Annotated in this window: 17 protein-coding genes; 9 read left to right on the plus strand and 8 right to left on the minus strand. The window is 71.9% G+C overall.

All coding sequences use genetic code 11. The features are described from left to right. Positions 1-14: 14 nt before the first annotated feature. Complete coding sequence (gene hydA / locus FREUN1FDRAFT_RS20140) at positions 15-1,469, minus strand: dihydropyrimidinase (protein ID WP_006542002.1); 1,455 nt, start codon at positions 1,467-1,469, stop codon at positions 15-17. Then, complete coding sequence (locus FREUN1FDRAFT_RS20145; protein ID WP_006542003.1) at positions 1,466-2,314, minus strand: nitrilase-related carbon-nitrogen hydrolase; 849 nt, start codon at positions 2,312-2,314, stop codon at positions 1,466-1,468. The genes hydA and FREUN1FDRAFT_RS20145 overlap by 4 nt, the downstream gene beginning before the upstream one ends. An 851-nt stretch (positions 2,315-3,165) precedes the next feature. On the opposite strand from FREUN1FDRAFT_RS20145, the gene FREUN1FDRAFT_RS20150 reads away from it, so the two are divergent. Next, complete coding sequence (locus FREUN1FDRAFT_RS20150; RefSeq protein ID WP_006542004.1) at positions 3,166-4,689, plus strand: LCP family protein; 1,524 nt, start codon at positions 3,166-3,168, stop codon at positions 4,687-4,689. A gap of 141 nt (positions 4,690-4,830) precedes the next feature. Here FREUN1FDRAFT_RS20150 and FREUN1FDRAFT_RS20155 read toward each other — a convergent pair whose 3' ends face one another. From FREUN1FDRAFT_RS20155 to FREUN1FDRAFT_RS20180, 6 genes are all read right to left on the minus strand, one after another. Next, entirely contained in the window at positions 4,831-5,892 is a 1,062-nt protein-coding gene (locus tag FREUN1FDRAFT_RS20155) for a phosphotransferase (protein WP_006542005.1), read from the minus strand. Positions 5,893-5,904: 12 nt separating this feature from the next. Beyond that, on the minus strand, positions 5,905-6,312 hold the full coding sequence (locus FREUN1FDRAFT_RS20160) for a hypothetical protein (protein ID WP_006542006.1): 408 nt from the start codon (positions 6,310-6,312) through the stop codon (positions 5,905-5,907). 78 nt (positions 6,313-6,390) lie between these two features. Beyond that, entirely contained in the window at positions 6,391-7,848 is a 1,458-nt protein-coding gene (locus tag FREUN1FDRAFT_RS20165; protein WP_006542007.1) for a class I adenylate-forming enzyme family protein, read from the minus strand. Next, positions 7,848-8,603: an ABC transporter ATP-binding protein gene (locus FREUN1FDRAFT_RS20170; RefSeq protein ID WP_006542008.1), complete on the minus strand. Its 756-nt coding sequence runs from the start codon at positions 8,601-8,603 to the stop codon at positions 7,848-7,850. The genes FREUN1FDRAFT_RS20165 and FREUN1FDRAFT_RS20170 overlap by 1 nt, the downstream gene beginning before the upstream one ends. Then, positions 8,600-11,491 carry a branched-chain amino acid ABC transporter permease/ATP-binding protein gene (locus tag FREUN1FDRAFT_RS20175; RefSeq protein WP_006542009.1) on the minus strand — a complete coding sequence of 964 codons (2,892 nt, stop codon included), beginning with the start codon at positions 11,489-11,491 and terminating at the stop codon, positions 8,600-8,602. Before FREUN1FDRAFT_RS20175 ends, FREUN1FDRAFT_RS20170 begins: the two co-directional genes overlap by 4 nt. A gap of 25 nt (positions 11,492-11,516) precedes the next feature. After that, the gene (locus FREUN1FDRAFT_RS20180; RefSeq protein ID WP_006542010.1) at positions 11,517-12,908 is read right to left on the minus strand and encodes an ABC transporter substrate-binding protein; all 1,392 of its coding nucleotides are present in this window, start codon (positions 12,906-12,908) and stop codon (positions 11,517-11,519) included. Between the two features lie 265 nt (positions 12,909-13,173). Here FREUN1FDRAFT_RS20180 and FREUN1FDRAFT_RS20185 point away from each other — a divergent pair, with 265 nt between their 5' ends. Genes FREUN1FDRAFT_RS20185 through FREUN1FDRAFT_RS20220 form a run of 8 tightly spaced genes read left to right on the plus strand, consistent with a single transcriptional unit; the run spans position 13,174 to position 21,332 of the window. Further along, a complete protein-coding gene (locus FREUN1FDRAFT_RS20185; protein WP_006542011.1) occupies positions 13,174-14,403 on the plus strand; it encodes a CaiB/BaiF CoA-transferase family protein in 1,230 nt (409 codons plus the stop codon). Beyond that, positions 14,400-14,897 carry a Zn-ribbon domain-containing OB-fold protein gene (locus FREUN1FDRAFT_RS20190; RefSeq protein WP_006542012.1) on the plus strand — a complete coding sequence of 166 codons (498 nt, stop codon included), beginning with the start codon at positions 14,400-14,402 and terminating at the stop codon, positions 14,895-14,897. Before FREUN1FDRAFT_RS20185 ends, FREUN1FDRAFT_RS20190 begins: the two co-directional genes overlap by 4 nt. Further along, a complete protein-coding gene (locus FREUN1FDRAFT_RS20195; protein WP_006542013.1) occupies positions 14,894-16,123 on the plus strand; it encodes a thiolase family protein in 1,230 nt (409 codons plus the stop codon). Before FREUN1FDRAFT_RS20190 ends, FREUN1FDRAFT_RS20195 begins: the two co-directional genes overlap by 4 nt. 8 nt (positions 16,124-16,131) lie before the next feature. Next, on the plus strand, positions 16,132-17,604 hold the full coding sequence (locus tag FREUN1FDRAFT_RS20200; RefSeq protein WP_035952565.1) for an aldehyde dehydrogenase family protein: 1,473 nt from the start codon (positions 16,132-16,134) through the stop codon (positions 17,602-17,604). After that, positions 17,601-18,809, plus strand: a complete 1,209-nt coding sequence (locus FREUN1FDRAFT_RS20205; RefSeq protein WP_006542015.1) for an amidohydrolase family protein — start codon at positions 17,601-17,603, stop codon at positions 18,807-18,809. The genes FREUN1FDRAFT_RS20200 and FREUN1FDRAFT_RS20205 overlap by 4 nt, the downstream gene beginning before the upstream one ends. Positions 18,810-18,841: 32 nt before the next feature. Further along, entirely contained in the window at positions 18,842-19,636 is a 795-nt protein-coding gene (locus FREUN1FDRAFT_RS20210) for an SDR family NAD(P)-dependent oxidoreductase (protein ID WP_006542016.1), read from the plus strand. 14 nt (positions 19,637-19,650) lie between these two features. Continuing rightward, a complete protein-coding gene (locus tag FREUN1FDRAFT_RS20215; RefSeq protein WP_035952584.1) occupies positions 19,651-20,898 on the plus strand; it encodes a cytochrome P450 in 1,248 nt (415 codons plus the stop codon). Next, positions 20,898-21,332, plus strand: a complete 435-nt coding sequence (locus tag FREUN1FDRAFT_RS20220; protein WP_006542018.1) for a nitroreductase family deazaflavin-dependent oxidoreductase — start codon at positions 20,898-20,900, stop codon at positions 21,330-21,332. Before FREUN1FDRAFT_RS20215 ends, FREUN1FDRAFT_RS20220 begins: the two co-directional genes overlap by 1 nt. The last annotated feature ends 68 nt before the right edge of the window (positions 21,333-21,400 follow it).

Here is a 21,400-nt window from a genome sequence, read left to right on the forward strand (position 1 = left end):
CCTCCGAACACAGCTCAGATGAGGTTCTGGGACAGGCCGCGGGGGACGAACCGGCCGTGCGAGCGGCTGCCGACGTAGCCGGTCTCGTCCTTGACGACGGTGCCGCGGGACAGGACGACGTCGACGTGCCCGTCGATCTCGAAGCCCTCCCACGCCGAGTAGTCCATGTTCATGTGATGGGTACGGCCCGGGCCGATGCCGAGGGAGGTGTGGCCGCCCGGGTCGTAGATCACGATGTCGGCGTCCGCGCCCGGCGTGATCACGCCCTTGCGCCCGTACAGGCCGAACATGCGCGCCGGCGCGGCGCAGCACACGTCGACCCACCGCTCCAGGCTCAGCCGGCCGTCCTTGACGCCCTGGAAGAGCAGGTCCATCCGGTGCTCGACGGAGCCGATGCCGTTCGGGATCCGGGAGAAGTCACCGATCCCGCGGTCCTTCTGGTCCTTCATGCAGAACGGGCAGTGGTCGGTCGACACGGCGGTGACGTCGCCGGTGCGCAGGTACCGCCACAGCTCGTCCTGGTGGCCCTCGGCCCGGGAGCGCAGCGGGGTGGAGCAGACCCACTTGGCGCCCTCGAAGTCGCCCCACTGCTCGCCGTGGGCGCCGAGCTGGTCCTCCAGCGACAGGTACAGGTACTGCGGGCAGGTCTCGCCGAACACGTTCTGCCCGGCGTCGCGGGCCTCGGCGATACGCGCCAGGGCCTGCCGGGCCGACACGTGGACCACGTAGAGCGGCGCGCCGGTGAGGTCCGCGAGCATGATCGCCCGGTGGGTGGCCTCCTGCTCGGTCTGCCACGGCCGGGTCAGCCCGTGGTGGATCGGCGTCGTGCGGCCCGCGGCGAGGGCCTGGCGCACCAGGACGTCGATCGCCGAGCCGTTCTCGGCATGCATCATGATCAGCCCGCCGTTGCCGGCCGCGGTCTGCATCGCCCGCACGATCTGGCCGTCGTCGGAGAGGAACACCCCCGGATAGGCCATGAACAGCTTGAAGCTGGTGACGCCCTCGCCGATCAGCTCGTTCATCGCCTTGAGCGACTCGTCGTCGACGTCGCCGATGATCTGGTGGAAGGCGTAGTCGACGGCGCACTTGCCGCCGGCCTTCTCGTGCCACAGCGCGAGCTGGTCCTGCACCCGCTGCCCGTGGGCCTGCACGGCGAAGTCGATGACGGTGGTCGTGCCGCCCCAGGCCGCGGCACGGGTACCGGTCTCGAAGGTGTCGCAGGCGAACGTTCCGCCGAACGGCATCTCCATGTGGGTGTGGGCGTCGACCCCACCCGGGATCACGTACCTGCCGGTCGCGTCGATGACCTTCGCCCGCCCCGTGGAGCCCGTGCGCACAGCGTCGGCCAGGGCCGATTCCGGTTCCAGCAGGGCGGCGACCCGCTCGCCCTCGACGAGGACGTCCTGGCGGGCGGTGCCGGTGGCGCTGACGACCGTCCCGCCGCTGATGAGCAGGGAGCTCGAGCTCACGCGGTCACCGTCCGCTGGTAGGAGTCGGGCCGGCGGTCCCGGTAGAACTGCCAGTCGTTGCGCACCCGGGTGATCTCGTCGAGATCGAGATCGCGGATGACGATCTCCTCTTTGTCCGCGGAGGCGACGTCGCCGACGAACCGGCCGCGCGGGTCGACGAAATAGGACGAGCCGTAGAAATGCGGGGCCTCGGCGCCGAACTCGCCGATCTCCTGGCCGATGCGGTTGTTCGCCGCGACGAAGTACTGGTTCGCGGCGGCCGCCGCCGGCTGCTCGATCTCCCACAGCCGGTTCGACAGCCCCGGCTTGGCCGCCGACGGGTTGAACACCAGCTGGGCGTTGTTCAGCCCCAGCTCGCGCCATCCCTCCGGGAAATGCCGGTCATAGCAGATGTAGACGCCGACCCGGCCGGCCGCGGTGTCGAACACCGGGTAACCGAGGTTCCCTGGACGGAAGTAGAACTTCTCCCAGAAGGCCGGCAGGTGCGGAATATGGTGCTTGCGGTATCGGCCGAGCAGGCTGCCGTCGGCGTCGACGACCGCCGCGGTGTTGTAGTACTCGCCCTCGTTGGCGACCTCGTAGACCGGGAGGATCATGACCAGGCCCAGCTCGGCGGCCAGGACCTGGAACCGCTCGACCGTGGGGCCCGGGACCGGCTCGACACAGGCGTAGTACTTCTGGTCCTGTACGGCGCCGAAGTACGGGCCGTTGAACAGCTCCTGGAAACCGATCACCTGGGTGCCCGCGGCCGCCGCCTCGCGGGCCAGCTCCTCGTGCCGGGCGATCATCGACTCCTTGCCGCCGGTCCAGGCCACCTGGGTGATCGCGGCACGTATCGTTGCCATCGGATCCGACTCCTTGAATATGCGGCTTTCGTCATGTCGGGGTCTGCTGCTGTGCCGGCGCTTTCTATGACGTTGTGGGTGATGGCATCGGCCGCGGCCGATCTCCTCGTGCCACCGCTGTGGACTGGCCGCGATGAAGTCCGTCATCATCCGCACGCGGCGCTCGTTCTGCATTACGGTCGCCCCGACTCCGGGTTGGCCAGTCGCGACTCGCCGACGAGGAACGTCTGGGCCTCGCTGCTGACGAGCCTGCCGCGGATCGGCGCTTTGATGCCCGGTGGCCTGCGGCCCGGTTTGGCGAGTCGCAAGAAGTAAAAATTGGCCACTCTTGAGAGACTTGAGAGGAATTGCTGGTGCTGTGCGGTGGCATGGGATCCTCGATGGTTGGCCGTGCGGGTGGGGTTCGCACCCCATCAGCTCTGCTCCGCCAGGCCCGTGCTGGTGGCCCGGATCCGCCGCGTCTCGGGCTTCGGCTGGAGGCTCTGCCGACCCGGAGCCGGGGTCGGTGCGGCGTGCTGCGCCGCCCACCGGCCGGGCCCCCTCGGAGGCCGGCCGGCCCCGGTTGCCGGCGCCTTTCCTCCGTGCTCGCCGTGGCGAGCGGAGGATCCTGGCACCTGAACTCGTTCGTATTGCGCCTACTCGGCTGACCGTGGGTTCTGGCCAGTGGTCGACCACATCAGCGGGTCTTTGCGACGGAGTCTATAATTCTGCCCTTATCCGCCGTGATCATATGACCTGCGGCTTTTGTCGCTTGTGCATCGCGGGGGCCGGTTTCCGTGAGTCTGTCGGCGGTCCTGCCGCCGAAGGCTCGGGTGAGAGGCGGTACGCGGGTGGCGGACGAGGGCAGGAGAATGCCATTCGACCTGCGTGGTGGCCGGCCGCGGCCGACAGCCGCCCGCCGCCTGACGGTGGCGGTGGCGGCGTTGACCTCGATCGTGATCATGACTGGCGCGGTGGGTGGCTGGGGTGCGTTGACCTATTTCGACGCCCGCACCCACCGGGCCGCGATCGGCGACCTCGGTGCGAACCGCCCGGCCGCCCGCGAGGGCGCGAAGAACTTCCTGCTGGTGGGCACCGACGACCGGGCGGGCCTCGGGGGCATGCGTTCGGACACCACGATCCTTGCCCATCTCGGCGAGGACGGCAAAGTCACGCTGATCTCCTTCCCGCGGGACACCCTCGTGGTCATGCCCGCATACACCGACTCCGCCGGCAAGGTCCACCCGCCGAGCGAGGAGAAGTTCAACTCCGCCATCGCCAACGGTGGCCCCACGCTGCTGATAAAGCTGGTCGAAGCGCTGACCAGGGTGCGGATCGACCACTACATCTCGGTCGACCTCGCTGGCTTCAGGACCATTACCGAGGTGATCGGCGGGGTGGACGTCTGTATCACCGAAAGGAATGTCACGGACCGATTCACGAACGACGACGGGAAGTGGGTCTCCAGCACGAACACGAACGACCCCATGAGTGGGTTCAGGGGCGGTCCCGGGCACATCCAGATCAGCGGCGAGCAGGCGCTGGCCTTCGTCCGTCAGCGCCATGGGCTTCCGGGCTGGGACATCGGCCGTACCAAACGCCAGCAGTACTTCCTGAGCCGGATTCTTGCCAAGGTCAGGGAGGACGGCGTGCTCACCAGCCCGGCCAGGGTCAGCGGCCTGCTGTCCGCCGTGGGTGACGCCCTGACCTACGGCGAGGGGACCAGCACGACCGATGTGACCCAGCTCGCCAGCCGCCTGCAGGGGGTCTCCAACGGCTCCCTCGGCCTGCAGACCCTGCTCACGCACGCTCCGACCAAGGCAGAAGGTGCCATAGACGAGAACAAGGGGGAGCTCTCCAAACGGCTCGGTGCCGTTCAGCTTTACAACCAGTCGGATCTCGACGCGGTCTTCGGGCCCTTCACCGGTGACCACGGTGACGCGGCCGGCGGTGGCGACGCACGGATCTCGGTGCTCAACGGCAGCGGTGCCGCCGGGGTCGTCGCGAAGGTCGTCCGGGATCTCGGCGCCCGCGGCATCAGCGCGGACAACGGCGGCAACGCCGCCTACAACAACTACAAGGCCACCTGGATCCGGTACGGCGCCGGCGCCGAGACCACCGCGCGCAAACTGTTGTCCCAGATCCCCGTGGCGAGGCTGATGGCCGACGACGATCTCGACGGCGGCGTCCAGGTCATCGTGGGGTCGACCTACAAAGGCCTCGCCGACCTGCCGGCCCCGACCGCGACACAGGCCTCGGGGGCGCAGGCCCTTGCGGCCGGCACCGGCGCGACGGGCCCGGCGACCGCGGCGACCTCGGCCACCGCGGGTGCCGCGACGCAGCCGGCCGGCTCCACGGCCCCGGCCCCGGCGCCCCCCACCGACTGCGTGTACTGACGGGCCCGGGAGCACCCCGAGGCGTTCATGCCGCGCCGAAGGGGAAGGGCCGGACGAGGAAGGGAAAACAGACCGGCGGCACGAATGAAAATCCGTGCCGCCGGTCCGGGCCGGTCGGGAGACCTTCCGGCCGGCGACCCGTCAGCTTCCCACCGAAGCCAGGGATTCGTGGTCGGCGACCGCGGTGCCGAGCCTCTCCAACAGCACGCGGGTCACCGCCGGGTCGACCATGGAGGTGATGCTCCACAGATAACAGCCGTGGAGCACACTGCGGCGTACCCCCAGCCGAGCCTCGTCCCAGGAGGGCGGCTCGACCCCCGTCGTCCGCAGGCCGGCGCCCAACACTTCGAGATAGTGCCGCAACAGGTCGTCCTCGTGGCGGCGGCGATCGGCGACGGTGAGAGCGGAGGCGATGTGGTAGCCGGTGTCGAGATACCAGGGCGCCCGCTGCACGAGCTGCCAGTCCAGCAGCGAGGGGCGGCCGGCGCCGTCCAGGAAGATGTTGCCGACATGCGGGTCGCCGTGCACGATCGTCCACGGCGTGGTGTCGGCGACCAGCGCGGCCAGAGCGCCGTAGGCGGCCATGATCCGTCCGACGTCGCGGACCTGCTCGGGAACACCCGCACCGGTGTCGCTGGTGTAGTTCGCCTCGATCTTCCTTCGCCACACCTCTCCGCTGCGCGGCCCCATCCGCGAGCTCAGCCAGTCGGCGTCGGCAAGACGCGGATCACCCCAGGTCGCGGTGTGCAGCCGGGCAAGCTGTTCCAGGCTTTCGGCCGCCTGGTCCGGGGTGTAGGGGTGCCGGCCGTCGAGGAAGGCACCGCCATCGGAGATCACGTCCTGGGTGATGAGGACGTTGGCGCCGGTCGCGCCGTCGACCTCGGCGTAGACGCCGCGCAGCGTGCGCACCCCCGTCCGCTCGGCGAGGTCGCGGTAGAACAGCGTCTCCGGGATGCCGGCGTGGCGCGCCGGCATCGTGCGTTCGGAGAAGTAGCCCTTGACGCACAGATCGGGCGACAGCCCATCGGGGACACCGCCCGCGCAGGTGATGGCGAACCGGACGTTCGTCGAGATCCGGCTGACTGTCGGGCCCCGGGTGACGGCGGTGACCTCGATGCCGGGGAAACGGCGTCCTAGCGCCGCCGTCAGCCATTCGGGGGAGAGCACCTCGTCCAGCTGCTCGGGCACACGGGCGTCGGGCATGTCGTCGCCTCCTCAGTCGCCCTCGACATCGAGGCGGCCGGTGCCGGCCAGGGACTCGAAGTGCGCCATGACCTGCTGCAGCGCCGCCGCCGGGTTGAGTTCGAGAACCTCGCTCGGCTCCTCGTAGACCAGCGAGTGCCCGGCGGGGAAGAAGTAGACGTCACCGGCGGTGGCGACCTCGTCCGGCCAGTTCGTGCCCGGGTAGATGGCCCGCAGCCGGCCGGAGAAGACATAGCCGTAGTGCGGGCACGGGCACACCCCGCCGGGCAGGCCCTGGTAGCCGGGTGTGCAGTCCACGGGCCCGGTGGTGGTGTAGCCGACCTCCATGTCGCCCCACTGCACCGACCTGAAACCGGTGCCGCTGGCCGGCCAGCGGCCGCCGCCGCCCTTCGGTAACTCGCTCGGCTTGCTTACTGGCATTCGATCCTCCTGATCTGGCGGGCCTGTGGCCGCAGCTGCTGTCGCTGTCCTGTTCCGTTTCCGTGTGCCTGTTCCCCGTCAGGCCTCCCGGGCGGCGACGAGCGCGCCGCGGTTGACCTTCGTCGCCGCGCTGCGCGGGATGGCGTCGACGAACTCGACGGTCTTCGGGACCTTGTAGGGCGCCAGCCTGCTCTTTGCGTATCCGACGATCTCACTCGCCACCGGCGGATGCGCGGGATCCGCCGGCTCGATGATCGCGTGGACCCGCCGGCCCCATTCGGGATCCCGCAGGCCGATGACGACGACGTCCGCGATCTCCGGGTGCTCGATGAGGGCGGCCTCCACCTCGGCGGGGAAGACGTTGGCACCACCAGAGACGATCATGTCGACGCGCCGGTCGAGCACGTACACGTATCCGTCGGCGTCGAGGTAGCCGACGTCGCCGGCGGTGCTGAAGCCCTCGGCGGTGGCCCGCAGCGCGGGTGCGTCCCCGAGGTAGCGGTAGCCGGCCGACATCCGGGAGCGCAGGTAGATCAGCCCGGGCTCACCGGCGGGCAGCGACTGGCCGTCGTCGTCGAGCACCCGCACCTCGGTGTCGCGGAACGGGCGTCCGACGCTGCCCTCGTGTGCCATCCACTCGTCGGCGCGCAGCGCGGTGAGGCCGAGGCCCTCGGTCATCCCGTAGGCCATCACCAGCCGCTCCGGGCCGATCAGCTTCGCCCAGCGGTGTACCAGCGACGGCGGCATCGGGGCCGCTCCCTGCAGGATCCACACCAGGCTGGTCAGGTCCCGCTGCTCGACGTCGGGCAGGTCGGCGATGCGCTGCAGCATCGTCGGCGTGGCGGTGAACGTGGTGACCCGGCAGTCCTCGATCACATCGACGACCCGGGCCGCGTCGAACTTCTCCATGACGACCAGCCGGTCGCCGGCCAGCAGGTTGTAGAGCGTCGTCAGGCCGTTCGCGTGGTACATCGGCGCGAGGACGAGGATCGTCTGCGGGCGCGGCACCGGGTTCCACGCGGTGATGAACGGAGTGGTCAGCCGTTCGTCGTAGAGCGACGGACGGTTGGTGAGAATGACCTTCGGGGTGCCCGTCGAGCCGCTGCTGCAGATGCCGTTGATCTGTGGCGAGACGGCGTCGGGCAGGTCGGGGACGGGCGCGCCCTCGGTGGCGTCGATCCAGCCGAGGTCGGCGTCGCCCAGGAAGACCCGCGGGTCGATCACGGCCCGCAGCCGGGTCAGCTCCCACTCCGGGACGTCCCAGCGCACCGGGACCGGGACCGCGCCGAGCTTCCAGGCGGCCAGCACGCTCAGCACGAACTGCGGCGAGTTGCGCAGCCCGATGCCGAGCCGGTCGCCGACGGTGAGCCCGCGGCCCGCCAGCGCTCCGGCGAGCTGGCTCGACCGGCGGTCGAGCTCGGCCCAGGTCGCCGTCGAGTGCGTCCCGTCGACGGTGACGTGCCGCAGGGCCACCTCGTCCGGGTGGGTCGCGGCGAGGTCGCGGATGCGGCGGGCGTTGCTGGTTTCGGTGTCCACTAGCCGTCCTCCCTGGGCGTGGATGTGGGTGCTGATCCGGCCGTGGATCCGGCTGTGCCGAAGTAGGCGCGCTCGAAGCGTTCGGGCTCGGCGGAGAGGTCGTCGGCCGGTCCGTGCAGGACGACCGCGCCGCCGCGCAGCACCGCGGCGGAGTCGGCCGCGCCGAGGGCCAGGCCGATGTGCTGCTCGACGAGCACCACCGCGCAGCCGTGCTCACCGGCGATGCGGCGCACGGTCGCGAACAGGGCCTCGACGACGAGCGGGGCGAGGCCCATGCTCAGCTCGTCCACGAGGAGCACCCGGGGCTGCTGCACCAGCGCCCGGGCGAGCGCGAGCATCTGCTGCTCGCCGCCGGACAGCGCCCCCGCGGGCAGGGACCAGCGCTTCTCGAGGTCGGGGAAGATCTCGAGCATCGCCTGCGGCTTCGGCCCGCCGCGCCGCGCCGCGACCCGGATGTTCTCCTCGACCGTCAGCGTCGTGAACAGGCACCGGTTGTCCGGAACGAGGACGAGCCCCGCGCGGTTCGCCGCCGTCGGCCGGCCGCCGGGAAGCGGGGCGCCGTCGAGGGTGACGGCGCCGGCCTGGCGCGGGAGCAGGCCGGCGAGGGTGAGCAGCAGCGTGGTCTTGCCGGCTCCGTTCGGCCCGAGAAGCGCCAGCACGGAGCCGGCGTCCACGGCCAGGTCGACGTCGCGGAACGCGGTGGCGGTGCCGTGACCGCCGGTGAGGCCGGCGCAGGTGAGCCGGGCCGCCGTCATCGGGTCACCACCGGTGTGGGCTCGGCCGCCGGTCCGGCCGGTGCTCCGGCGGCTGGTTCGGCGGCTGGTTCGGCGGCCGGTTCGCCGGCTGGTTCGGCGGCGGGCCGCGCGGCGCCGAGGTAGGCGTCCATGACCGCCCGGTCGGCCCGGATCCGCTCGGGATCCCCGTCCGCGATCAGCCTGCCGAAGTCGAGGACGTAGACGTGGTCACAGATTCCCAGCACCAGGCTGACGTCGTGGTCGACGAGCAGCACACCGACTCCGGAGGCACTGATCGCCCGAATGCGCTCGCCGAGCCAGGCCGTCTCGGTGGTGTCGAGGCCGGCCGCGGGCTCGTCGAGCAGCAGCACCCGGGTGTCCGCGGCGCAGGCGCGGGCGATCGACACGAGCTGCCGCTCGCCGTGGCTGAGCGCGCTCGCCGGCCGGTCGGCGCGGTCCGCGATGCCGACCAGGCCGAGAGCGCGTTCCAGGGCATGCCTGCGCTCGTGCCCGGGCACACCGGACAGCGCGGCGCCGACGTTCTCCTCGACGGTGAGGTCGTCGTACAGCTCCAGCGACTGGAACGTGCGCGCCAGGCCGTGGCGGACCCGCCGGTGGGTCGGCAGGGTGTCGAGCCGGACGTCGTCGAGGTGCGCCGTCCCGGTCGCCCGCGCGAATCCGGTGATCGCGTCGATCACGCTGGTCTTGCCGGCGCCGTTCGGCCCGATGAGGCCGACGATCTGCCCTGGCTCGACGCGCAGCGAGACGTCGTCGACGGCCAGCACACCGCCGTATCGCACGGTGAGGTGGTCGACCCGCAGTGTCGCGGGCCGGGTGGCAGCCGTCGGTAGCCGCACCGGTGCCGCCGTCTCGGCCGTTCCGTCCGTGTCGTCCGCCTCGGCCAGCTCGGCCGTTTCGGCCGGCTCCGCGGAGCTGCGTTCGGTGTGCCTCGCGGCCCCGAGCCCGGGCGGGCCGACCCGTCCGACGAGCGTGCGCAGCCGCCCGGCGAGTTGGTGCCCGCCGCTGGCCAGTCCTTCCGGATGGCCGATCAGCACTCCGATCACGCCCAGGCCGGACAGCACCGGGAACCAGTCGCCGAGGTCGACCCAGCGGTCCATGGCGACGAACGCGACCCCGCTGCCGCCCATCACCCCGGCGAGAATCCCGCCGTAGACGGAGGTGACACCGGCCAGGTAGGCCGTCGACAGCAGGGTCAGGCCGGCGATCGCGCTGAACGAGTCGAAGGTCACGACACCGCGGCGATAGGCGAGCAGGCTGCCGCCCAGGCCGGCGATGAACGACGCCAGCGCGAAGCTGATCACCTTGACGCGGACGACGTCGATCCCGATGCCGGCGGCCGAGCGCTCGTTCGCGCGCACCGCCAGCATCGCCGAGCCCAGCGCGCTCATCCGCAGCCGCGCCACGCCCCACGCCACGGCGACCAGCACCGCCAGGCACATCAGCCCGAACGGCAGCCGGGGGAAGGCATGGCCGCTGCCGATCCCCAGGTCGAGCCCGAACAGCGTCGGCTGCTCCACGGTGGCGCCGTCCGAGCTGACGAAGTCGGAGTTGCGGAACCAGACCGCCTCGATCGCGTAGGCGAGGGCGAGGGCGACGATGCCGAGGGTCAGCCCGCGCAGGCGCAGTGCGGGCAGGCCGACGAGCACCCCGACGGCCGTCGCGACCAGGGCGGCCAGCAGCGGCGCGACGGGGAAGGGGACGCCCCAGCCGCTGGTGAGGCCGGACAGTGTGAACGCGGCGCAGCCGGCGAGAGCCAGCTGCGCCAGCGACACCTGCCCGGCGAAGCCGGTGACCACGACGACGGACAGCCCGATGACCGCGCCGATGAACGTGCCGATCACCGCACTGCGCCAGGTGCCGTCGGTGAGCAGCAGCGCGAGCACGCCCAGGCCGGTGCCGGTGAGGGTGGGCAGGACCAGCGACCGCGGGCGTGGCGCGTGCCCGAGCGGCTGGCGCACCAGCGACCCGCGGACTGGCAGGCCACGCCGGCTGGCCAGCAGCGCCACCATGATCACGAGAAGGGGTACCAGCTCCGCCAGCCCCGACTCGGGCAGCCAGGAGTGGTCGGCGGACAGCGAGAGCGCCTCCGACTGCACCATCCCGATCGCGAGGCCGGCCGCGACCGTCGGGAACAGGTGCTGGAAGCCCCCGACGACCGCCGCGGCCAGCGCCGGCACCACGAACAGCGTGTAGTTGGACGGGGTGAGTGGGCTGAGCGGGGCGATGAGGATCCCCGCGGCGCCGGCCACGGTGCCGCTGATCATCCAGTTGGCGAGCGCGACCCGGTCCGGGGAGGCCCCGCTGACGTACGCGCCGGTCTGCGACTCGGCCACCGCCCGGGTGAGCAGGCCGAGCCTGGTCGCCCGGAAGACCGCGGTCAGCGCGAGCGCGATGGCGACGACGGCCAGGGCGAGGTAGAGCCGGTCGGAGAGCACGGTCAGAGAACCGAGCGTCCAGCGGTCCTCGGGGAAGATCGCCTCGACGCTGACCGGCTCACCTCCGATCCTGATCGCCATCACGGACTCGACGACGACGAGCACCCCCAGCGAGGCGACCGCTCGGGCCAGCGGCGGGGCCTCCCGCAGCGGCCGGAACACCAGCAGGTACAGCAGGGCGCCGAGCAGCGCCCCGACGACTAGCGCGATCGCGGCGGCGGGAACCAGCCCGAGGTTCCCGCCGACGTCCACGGTCTTCGGCAGCCCCGGCACCGGTATCAGCAGCTCGCCCTCGCGCAGCGAGCCATAGGTGTAGGCGACGTAGAGGGCCACCGACCCGGTGGCGAAGTTGATGACCCCCGAGCTGCGGTAGGTGAGCACCAGCGCGAGCGCGAGCGCCGCGAAGACGCCGCCGTTGCCGAGCCCGAGCAGAAGCGAAGCGACATGTTCCATGGGGAACTCCCGATGCCGGTCCGGGTCAGTCCTCGATCGGCGTCACGCCGACGAGCTTGTACTCCGTCGGCTCGCCCGCGTCGTCGAGGGTGGTCAGCAGGCCACCGCGGCCGCACACCGCCGGCGAGCCGGCGACGGCGTGGCCGTTACACCGGATCTTCAGGCCGCCTCCGCCGGGCAGCTCCGTCGCCGGCATCGCCTTCAGCGCGGTGATGATGGTCGTCGGCGTGACGTCGCCGGTCAGGTCCGCGAGACTCGCCTGGAACCCGGCCAGGGTCGTGAAGATGTTCATGCCGGACGGCTTGCCGGGGTCGATGTCCTTGCCGTAGGTGGTCACGACCGCCTTGTAGAGCCGGGTCGACGGGTTGTCGGTGCCGATCGGGCTGTTGGCGGCGACGGACACGCCCTCCAGGTAGCTTTCGGGTACCGCCTTGCGGGTGGCGTCGGTGACGCACTGGCCGATCATCGAGATCGGGCCGTCGTAGCCGACCGCGCGCAGGCCGTTCAGCGCCGAGATGCAGAACGAGTCGTTGCCGTGGATGTGCACGACGCCCGGGTCGTCGCCGGCGAGCTTGCGCATCTGCGGGGTCATGTCGGCGGTGCCCAGCGGGACGGGGACGACCGTCAGGTCGATGCCGGCGGCCTTGTAGACGGCCACGGCCGCCTGGTAGCTCGCCCGGGAGGACGGCACGTCGATCACGACGGCCGTGACCTTGGTGGTCTTGTGCTCCTTGGCCAGCGCGATCGGAACGCCGGACACGCTGAACGTCGGATCGGTGAGCGTGAACGTGGCCTTGGTGTCACCGAGGATGCGGTTGCCGCTCGCGCCGAAGAAGACCGCGGGCAGCCCGGCCTGGTTGATCGGCTGCCAGACGCTCTCCAGCACGGGTGTGGAGCCGACGACGACCGCGGCGACGTTCTCCTCGACCATCCGGTTGCCGCAGTCGGCGCCCTTGCCCGGGTCGGCCAGCGTCTCGCAGAGGACCAGCTCGACGGGCCGGCCGGCGATGCCGGAGCGGTGCTCGTTGAGGTACTTGACGGTCGCCGTGGCGACGTCCTTCTCGATGTTGAGGTCGCCGGACGCGCCGCGCCCCGTGACCAGCCCGATCCGCACCGGCTCGCCGCTCGCCGGCGCCGCCGGCCCGAGTGCGTCGGCGGTGCTCGCCCCGCTCGTCGCTGCGGCGCCCGTCGCGGCGCCCTGGCCGTCGCCTGCGTCGTCCCCGCAGGCGGTCACCGCCAGCAGCACGGCGACCGCGGACGCCGCCAGCGCCAGCCGGGCTCGGGCGGCCGAACGGCCTCGAACCGCGAGGGCCGGGAGGGCCGGTGAGGCCGTCGGCGCCGGTAAGGCGGGTAGGACTGGCGAGGTGGCTAACGCCGGTAGTTCGCGCTGCCTGGTTGTCCTGCCACTTCTGCGCATGTGCAACCTGCCCCGGGTCTGTCGTGGTGGGTGGTCCCGCCGCGCCGCGGGCGGCCCACAGCGGCTCGTGGCGGTTCGGGATCGGGTGGGCTGACCTGCCTGGACGCTCGGTCAGCCGGGCGGGCCGAGCTGATCTGCCGGCTTGGCGGTGGATGCTTGCACGCACATTTCGAGAAGTCAACGTCTTCACAAATGTGAGAGTGACGTTCTACATTCACGCACCACAAGCTTGCTTAACCGTCGAGTGGCCGAGGGAGGTGCCGGCGTGGACGATCCCGCGTTCGGCGGTGTCCGCGTGATCGAACTGGCCCAGTGGGTGTTCGTGCCCGTCGCCGGCGCGCTGCTGGCCGACTGGGGCGCCGACGTCGTCCGGGTCGAGCGCCCGGAGGGCGATCCCTACCGAGGACTGGCGACCCAGGGCATCGGCACCGACGGCGCCGGCGGGGTGAATCTCTCCATCGCCCTGGCCAACCGGGGCAAACGCTCGCTCGCTCTCGACCTGCGCACCGAGCCGGGCCGCCGCGTGCTCGACCAGCTGCTGGCCACCGCCGACGTGTTCCTCACCAACTTCCGGCCGGGCGCGCTGCGCCGCCTCGGGCTGGACGCCGAGACGCTGACCGCCCGGTTCCCGAAGCTCGTCTACGCCCGCGGGCACGGCTTCGGCGCCCGCGGCCCCGGCGCCGACCGGCCCGGCTACGACTCGTCCGCGTTCTGGGCGCAGGGCGGGCTCGCCCACGTCCTCACCCCGCCCGGGCAGGACGTCCCGATCAGCCAGCGGGGCGCCATGGGGGACCGCAACGGGGCGACGGCGCTCGCGTTCGGGATCGCCGCGGCGCTGTTACGGCGTGAGCGCACCGGCCGCGGCTCCGTTGTGGACGTCTCGCTGCTCGCCACCGCCATGTGGACGCTGTCCTCCGACGTGCTCTCCGCCCTCGCCGGCCAGACGCCGCGAGCCGCGTCCGGCGCCGCCGCGTACCGCAATCCGCTCGTCGGTCCCTACCGCACCAAGGACGGCCGGCACATCCAGCTCGTGTTCCTGGAACCGGACCGCTACTGGGCTGACTTCTGCCGCCTCGTCGGCCGGGACGACCTCGTCACCGACCCCCGCTTCACCGACCTGGCCGCCCGCGCGGCGAACCGGGAGGCCTGCGTCGCCACGATCGCGGCGATCTTCGCCGACCGGACCTTCGCCGAGTGGAAGGACCTGCTCGCCGGGATCGACGCGCCCTGGGCGCCGGTGCAGGCCGTCGAGGAACTGCTCACCGACCCGCAGGTGCTCGCCAACGACTATCTCGGCGAGGTCCGGCTCGGTGAGGTCGCCGGGGACGCCGGCCCGTCCTACCGGCTGCCGACCGGCCCGGTGCAGATCGACGAGCGCCCGCCGGAGCTGCGCCGCGCCCCCGAGCACGGCGAGCACACCGAGTCGGTGCTGCTGGAGCTCGGCTACACCTGGGAGCAGATCGGCGAGTTCGCCGAGGCGGGGGTGATCCCGTGACGGCCCGCCCGTTACCGGTTCCCGACGAGATCTCCGCGCCCTACTGGGCCGCGGCGGCCGGCCATGTGCTGGCGATCGCCCGCTGCGCCCGCTGCGGGTCGTTCGCGCTGCCGCCGGACCAGGCCTGCCCGCACTGCCGCAGCACCGACCCGGACTACGCCTTCGAGCCGGTCAGCGGCCGCGGCACGGTCCGCTCGTGGACGGTGATCCGCCAGTCGGGCCTGCCGGGGTTCGCCTCCGAGGTCCCGTTCGTGCTGGTGGACGTCGAGCTCGCCGAGCAGCCCGAGCTGCGCATGATCGGCCGCCTGCTGGACGGACCCGCCGCTCTCGAAGGACCCGCCGCTCTCGAAGGACCCGCCGCTCTCGACGGCCCCGGAGAGCCGCCGCTGCGCCTCGGCGCCCCGGTCCGGGTCGGCTTCGAGGACGTGGCGCCGGGGGTCGCCATCCCCGCCTTCACCCTCGCCGCCGCCGCGCGGCCGGGGGAGGAGCCGTGACCGGGCGGGGGTTCACCGCCCGCGGCAAGGTCGCCGTCGTCGGGTACGCACAGAGCGCCATCCAGCGCCACGCCGGACGCCCCCTCGGGGCGATCACGCTGGAGACCGCCCGCGCCGCGATCGCCGACGCCGGGCTCACCAACGCTGACATCGACGGCGTGGTCACCTCCGCGCTGTTCCCCACCGCGGGGTCGCACGACGTCCAGGACGGTGTCAGCTCGGTGCCGGCGACCTGGCTGGCCGAGCGGCTGCGCGGGGCCGGGGCCGGGGCCGGCGACGCGCCGCGCTACGTCGCCGGCTTCCACGGCATCGGGCAGATCCCGGGCATGGTCGGGATGGCGGTCAACGCCGTCGCGAGCGGCGCCGCTGACAACGTGCTGGTCTACCGGGCGCTGCACAACCCGCCCGGGAAGTACCACGCCAACACCATGGAACGCGCCGCCGGGCCGGCGCAGTGGACCGCCCCGCAGGGCTTCTTCGGCCCGCTGGCGATGATCGGCCTGCCCTACACCGAGTACCTCCAGCGGTACGGCGCCCGGCGCGAGGCGATGGCGGCCGTCCTCGTCGAGGCGCGGAAGAACGGCGCCCGCATCCCCTGGTCCCACTGGTACAAGCGCCCGCTGACCGCCGCCGAGTACCTGGCCGCGCCGATGATCAGCGACCCGGTCTGCCGGTACGACTGCGACATCCCCGTCGACGGGGTGGCGGCGTTCGTCCTCACCTCGGCCGAGCGGGCCGCCGACCTGCCGCACCGGCCGGTGTACGTCGCCGGCTACGCCAGTGGGCTGCCGGCCACCCGGCGGCTGCCGCTGCACTGGCCGCTCGACGACATCATGGACGTCGGTGCCGAGACCGCCCGGCGGCTGTGGGAGAGCAGCGGGGTCGGTCCGGACGAGGTCGACCTGCCGCAGCTGTACGACGGGTTCTCCCCCTTCGTCTACTTCTGGCTGGAGGCCCTCGGCTTCTGCCCGCGCGGCGAGGCGCACCGCTTCGTCCAGGACGGGCGGATCGACAGCGACCGCCCCGACGCCCTGCCGGTGCTCTCCGGCGGCGGCGCGCTCGGCAACGGCCGGATGCACGGCATCCCGCAGATGCTCGAGTGCTACCTGCAGCTCTCCGGACGGGCCGGCGACCGCCAGCGTGTCGGCGCGACCGTCGGCCTCGCCTGCCACTCCTCCCCCCACTACGGCGGTGCCGTCGTCTACACGGCCGAGCCGAGAAGGTGAGACAGCCAGTGCCCGACCTCATCGCCGAGCGATGCTCCTACATCGCCGGCAGCTGGGTGGACGGTGACGAGACGCTCGCCGTTGAGAATCCGGCGGACGAGTCGCACGTCACCGACGTCGCCGCCGCGCCGCTGGCCGAGATCGAGCGCGCCGTCGTCGAGGCTCGGCGCTGCTTCGACACGGGGGAGTGGGCGGACGTCCCGCCGGCCGAGCGGGCCCGGGTGCTGCACGCCCTGGTCGACCATGTGGTGGCCCGCCGCGACGCCCTGATCGCCACCATCGTCGCCGAGGCCGGCCAGCCCGTCTCCTTCGCCGAGCGCGCGCAGTTCGGCGCCGGCGTCGCGCTGGCCCGCGGCACCATCGATCTCTACCTGTCGATGCCGCACGAGGACACCAACCCGGTACCCGTCGACGAGCTGGTGCGAGCGGGCGGGGTCCTGAGTATCCGCCGGCACGAGCCGGTCGGTGTCGTCAGCGCCATCACGCCGTACAACGGCGCGATCATCATGGCCTTCCAGAAGCTGATCCCGGCGCTGATGGCGGGCAACTCGGTGATCCTGCGGCCCAGCCCTCTCACCCCGGTCTCGTCGCTGCTGTTCGGCGCGGCGGCCCAGGCGGCCGGACTGCCGGCGGGCGCGCTGAGCGTGGTGGTGGAAGGCGGCGCCGGCGGGGCGGAGCTGCTCACCAGCCATCCCGCCGTCGACATGGTCTCCTTCACCGGCTCCACCGCGGTGGGCCGGCGCATCCTCGCCCAGGCGGCGCCGACGGTGAAGCGGGTGGCCCTGGAGCTCGGCGGCAAGTCCGCGCAGATCTACCTGCCGGACGCGGTCGGCCGGGTCGCGGCGGGTGCCGCGGCGGTGGTCGCTGCGACGGCCGGGCAGGCCTGCGTCGCCGCGACCCGCATGCTCGTACCCGCTGACCGTAAGGACGAGGTCGTCGAGGCGGTGTCGCGGGCCTACGCGGCCATCACCGTCGGCCCGCCCAGCGACCCGGCGGCCCGGATGGGGCCGCTCATCAACGCCGCGGCGCGGGAACGCTGCGAGCGGTTCGTCGCCGCCGCCCAGGAGCACGGCGGCAAGGTCGCCTTCGGCGGTGGCCGCCCGCGCGGGCTGGAGCGCGGCTACTACTTCGAGCCCACCGTGCTCGACCTGCCCGACAACACCAACCCCGCGGCCCGCGAGGAGATCTTCGGGCCGGTCATCAGCATCCTCGGCTACCGCGACCTGGACGACGCCGTGCGCATCGCCAACGACAGCGACTACGGCCTGTCCGGCCAGGTCTACGGCGCCGACCTGCCCGCGGCGACCGCCGTGGCCCGCCGGCTGCGCACCGGGGCGGTCAACGTCAACGTCGGCGGCCTGTTCAGCGCCTACGCCCCGAGTGGCGGCTACAAGCACAGCGGCCTTGGCCGCGAGCGCGGGCCGGACGGAATCCGCGCCTTCCAGGAGGTCAAGCACCTCGCGATCAAGGAGCAGTCATGACAGACACCCTCTCGCTCGACTGGCTGATCTCGGTCGACGACCACGTGCTCGAACCGCCCAACCTGTGGCTCGACCGCGTGCCGGCGAAGGACCGCGACCGTGCCCCGCACATGGAGTTCGACGAGACCGGCATGGACTTCTGGGTTTACGACGGCAAGAAGTTCCCCAGCTCGGGACTGTCCGCGGTCGCCGGGAAGGAGAAGGAGGAGTTCTCCCCGGAGCCGCTGCGGTACAGCGAGATGCGCCCGGGCTGCTACGACGCCGCGGAGCGGATCAAGGACATGGACCGGGCCGGCATCCTGGCCTCGCTGTGCTTCCCGACCATCACCCGCTTCTGCGGCCAGCTGTTCATGGAGGCGTCCGACCGGGAGTTCGGGCTGGTCTGCCTGAAGGCCTACAACGACTGGATGATCGAGGAGTGGTGCGGCGCCGCGCCGGGCCGGTACATCCCGCTGGTCCTGATTCCGCTGTGGGACCCGGCCCTGGCGGTGAAGGAGCTGGAACGCTGTGCCGCGAAGGGCGCGACGACGTTCGCGTTCTCCGAGAACCCGGCCCCGCTCGGCCTGCCGACGATCCATGACCCGTCCGGCTACTGGGAGCCGGTGATGGCCGCGGCCAACGACCTGGAGATGGTCGTGTCGATGCACGTCGGCTCGTCCTCGCAGGTGCCGAAGATCGCCCCGGACGCACCGTTCATGGCGAACCTGACCTGGGGTGCCATGCGCACGTCCGGCGCGATGCTGTCCTGGCTGTTCTCCGGGATGTTCCAGCGTCACCCGAAGCTGAAGATCGCGCTGTCGGAGGGTGAGATCGGCTGGATGCCGTACTACCTGGAGCGCGCCGAGCAGGTGCTCGACAAGCAGCGGCACTGGGTGAAGAAAGGGGCGCGCTGGAACGACCACGGCGCCGCCGGCGCCATCGACCTGGACACGTTCGACGTCCGGGCGACGTTCCGCGACCACGTCTTCGGCTGCTTCATCGAGGACCACCACGGCATCGCCAGCATCGCCGAGATCGGCGAGGACAACATCATGTGCGAGACGGACTACCCGCACTCCGACTCCACCTGGCCCAACTGCATCCAGACGGTGAAGGGCATCATCAGCCACCTGCCGGCCGAGACCCAGTACAAGATCCTGCGGGGCAACGCCGAGCGGCTCTACCGCTTCACCCCGGCGGTTCCGCCCGTCCTGAGCGGGGTCTGAGTGGGACCAGAGCGCAAGGACGGAGGGACGTCGTGACGGGCCTGCTGCTCGACGGGAAGGTGGCCGTGGTCACCGGAGCGGGCTCGGGGGTGGGGCGGGCGTCCGCCCTGCGCTTCGCTGCCGAGGGTGCCCGCGTGGTGTGCGCCGACATCAGCCTCGACGGCGCCGAGGAGACCGTTCGCGAGATCGAGAAGGCCGGTGCCGACGGCCGCGCCGTGCCGGCGCGCTGCGACGTCTCCGTGGAGGAGGACGTCGTCCGCGCCCTCGACCTCGCCGCGGAGAGGTTCGGCGCCCTCGATGTCGTGTTCAACAACGCCGGTATCCCGACCCCGCGGCTCGGAGCGAGGCTGGAGGACCACACGGTCGAGGACTTCGAGCGCCTGGTGGCGGTCAACCTGCGCGGGGTCTTCCTCGGCTGCAAGCACGCCGTGATCCGGTTCAAGAGCCAGGGCGGCGGCGGGGTCATCCTCAACACCGGCTCGGTCGCCGGCCTCGTCGGCTGGGGCGGCTCGGTGTACGGGGCGACCAAGGGCGGGGTGCACCAGCTCACGCGGGCCGTCGCCGTCGAGGGCGCGCCGTTCGGGATCCGCGCGAACGCCATCTGTCCGGCGGGAATGCCGTACACCGGCTTCATGGCTGCCGGCGGGCTGGGCGGCGACGCGGAGACCACGGCCGCCACGGCCCGCCAGGTCGGCGCCACGCATCCACTGGGACGTCCGATCACCGCCGAGGACTGCGCCGAGACCGCCGCCTTCCTGGTGTCCGACCGGGCCGCCAACATCACCGGGGTGCTCGTCCCGATCGACGGCGGATACGTGGCTAGGTGAGCGCGGTGAGCGACATGAGCCAGGTGCTCGACCCCGACCGCATCCGCGCGCTGTTCGACCTGCGCAGCAGCTACAACGTGCGCAGCGGCGGCGACTACGAGGACGACCCCAACCCGGTCTGGCGGGAGCTGCGGGAGCGGGGGCCGGTGCACGAGGGCACCGTCCACGAGCTGACCGGGTACTCCCGCCCGGCGATGTTCCAGGGCCTGCCCTACCCGGACCGGCCGCACTTCTCGGTCTTCTCGTTCGACGAGTGCGACCGGGTCTTCCGCGACAGCGAGGCCTTCGCTTCGTCGCCGGAAGCCGTCGACCCGACCGGAGGGGGGATCGGCACCGCCAGCAGCATGCTGTCGATGGGCGGCGCCCAGCACCGCCGGTACCGTGCCCTCGTCCAGCCGTCATTCGCCCCGGCCCGCGCCGGCTGGTGGATCACGAACTGGATCGAGGAGACGGTGCACGCGCTTATCGACCGGTTCGCCGACAACGGCTCCGCGGAGCTGAACGTCGACTTCTGCGCGGCGATCCCGGTGCTGACGATCACCAGCAGCTTCGGGGTGCCCGTCGAGGAGGCGCTGCACATCCGCGAGGTGCTCACCGACCCACCGCAGGTGATTCGCGCGCTCGCCCCGATCGTCGCGGCGCGGCGCGAGCAGCCCCAGGACGATCTCATCAGCACCCTGGTCGCGGCGGAGATCACCGACGAGGACGGGACGCGGCACCGCCTGGCCGACGCCGAGATCTACACGTTCGCCGTACTGCTGCTGCTCGCCGGCTCCGGCACCACCTGGAAGCAGATGGGCATCACGCTGACCGCCCTGTTGCGGCGGCCGGAGCTGCTCGACGCCGTCCGCGCGGACCGCTCGCTGCTGCGCCCGGCCGTCGAGGAATCGGTGCGCTGGTCGCCCACCGACCCGATGTTCTCCCGCTTCGCCACCCGGGACGTCGAGATCGCCGGTCGGCGGATCCCGCGCGGTGCCCTGGTGCACCTGTGTCTGGGCGCGGCGAACCGCGACCCGGCCCGCTGGGAGCGTCCCGACGAGTTCGACATCTTCCGCCCCATGAAGCGCTCCCTCGGCTTCGGTGGCGGGCCGCATATCTGCCTGGGCATGCACGTCGCCCGGGCCGAGATCAGCGTCGGTATCGGCGCGCTGCTCGACCGGCTGCCGAACCTGCGCCTCGACCCGCTGGCCGCCCCGCCGCGCCTGATCGGCATGTACGAGCGTGGCGCGACCGAGATCCCCGTCGTCTTCGGAGGTTCCTGATGAGTGAAGCCGGCTACCGGCCGCCGGATCTGGCTCTCGTCGGCGCGGAGCATGTAGCGCGCTACCGGGAGACCGGCGGGGAGGTGGGCTACGAGTGGAACGGCGTGCCCACCCTGTTGCTCACCACGGTCGGCCGCCGCTCCGGCCAGCCGCGGACATCCGCGCTGATCTTCGGGCGGGACGGGGCGGACTACCTTGTGGTGGCCTCGAAGGGCGGCTCGCCCGCCGCCCCGCAGTGGTATCTGAACCTCACCGATCAGTCGGCGGCGGAAATCCAGGTCCGTGCCGAACATCTGTCGGTGGTCGCGCGGACGGCCTCCGACGAGGAGAAGCCTCGACTGTGGAAGATCATGACCGAGGTCTGGCCGAACTACGACGCCTACCAGACCAGAACCTCGAGACCGATACCCGTGGTGGTGCTGACCCCCGCGTAGCCCCCGGTACCGTCGGAGGGGTGTCCTGGGCCGATCGTGCCGCGGACCGGTCGCCGCTGGTCCAGCGG

It is taken from the genome of Parafrankia sp. EUN1f (assembly GCF_000177675.1).
Classification (GTDB): domain Bacteria; phylum Actinomycetota; class Actinomycetes; order Frankiales; family Frankiaceae; genus Parafrankia.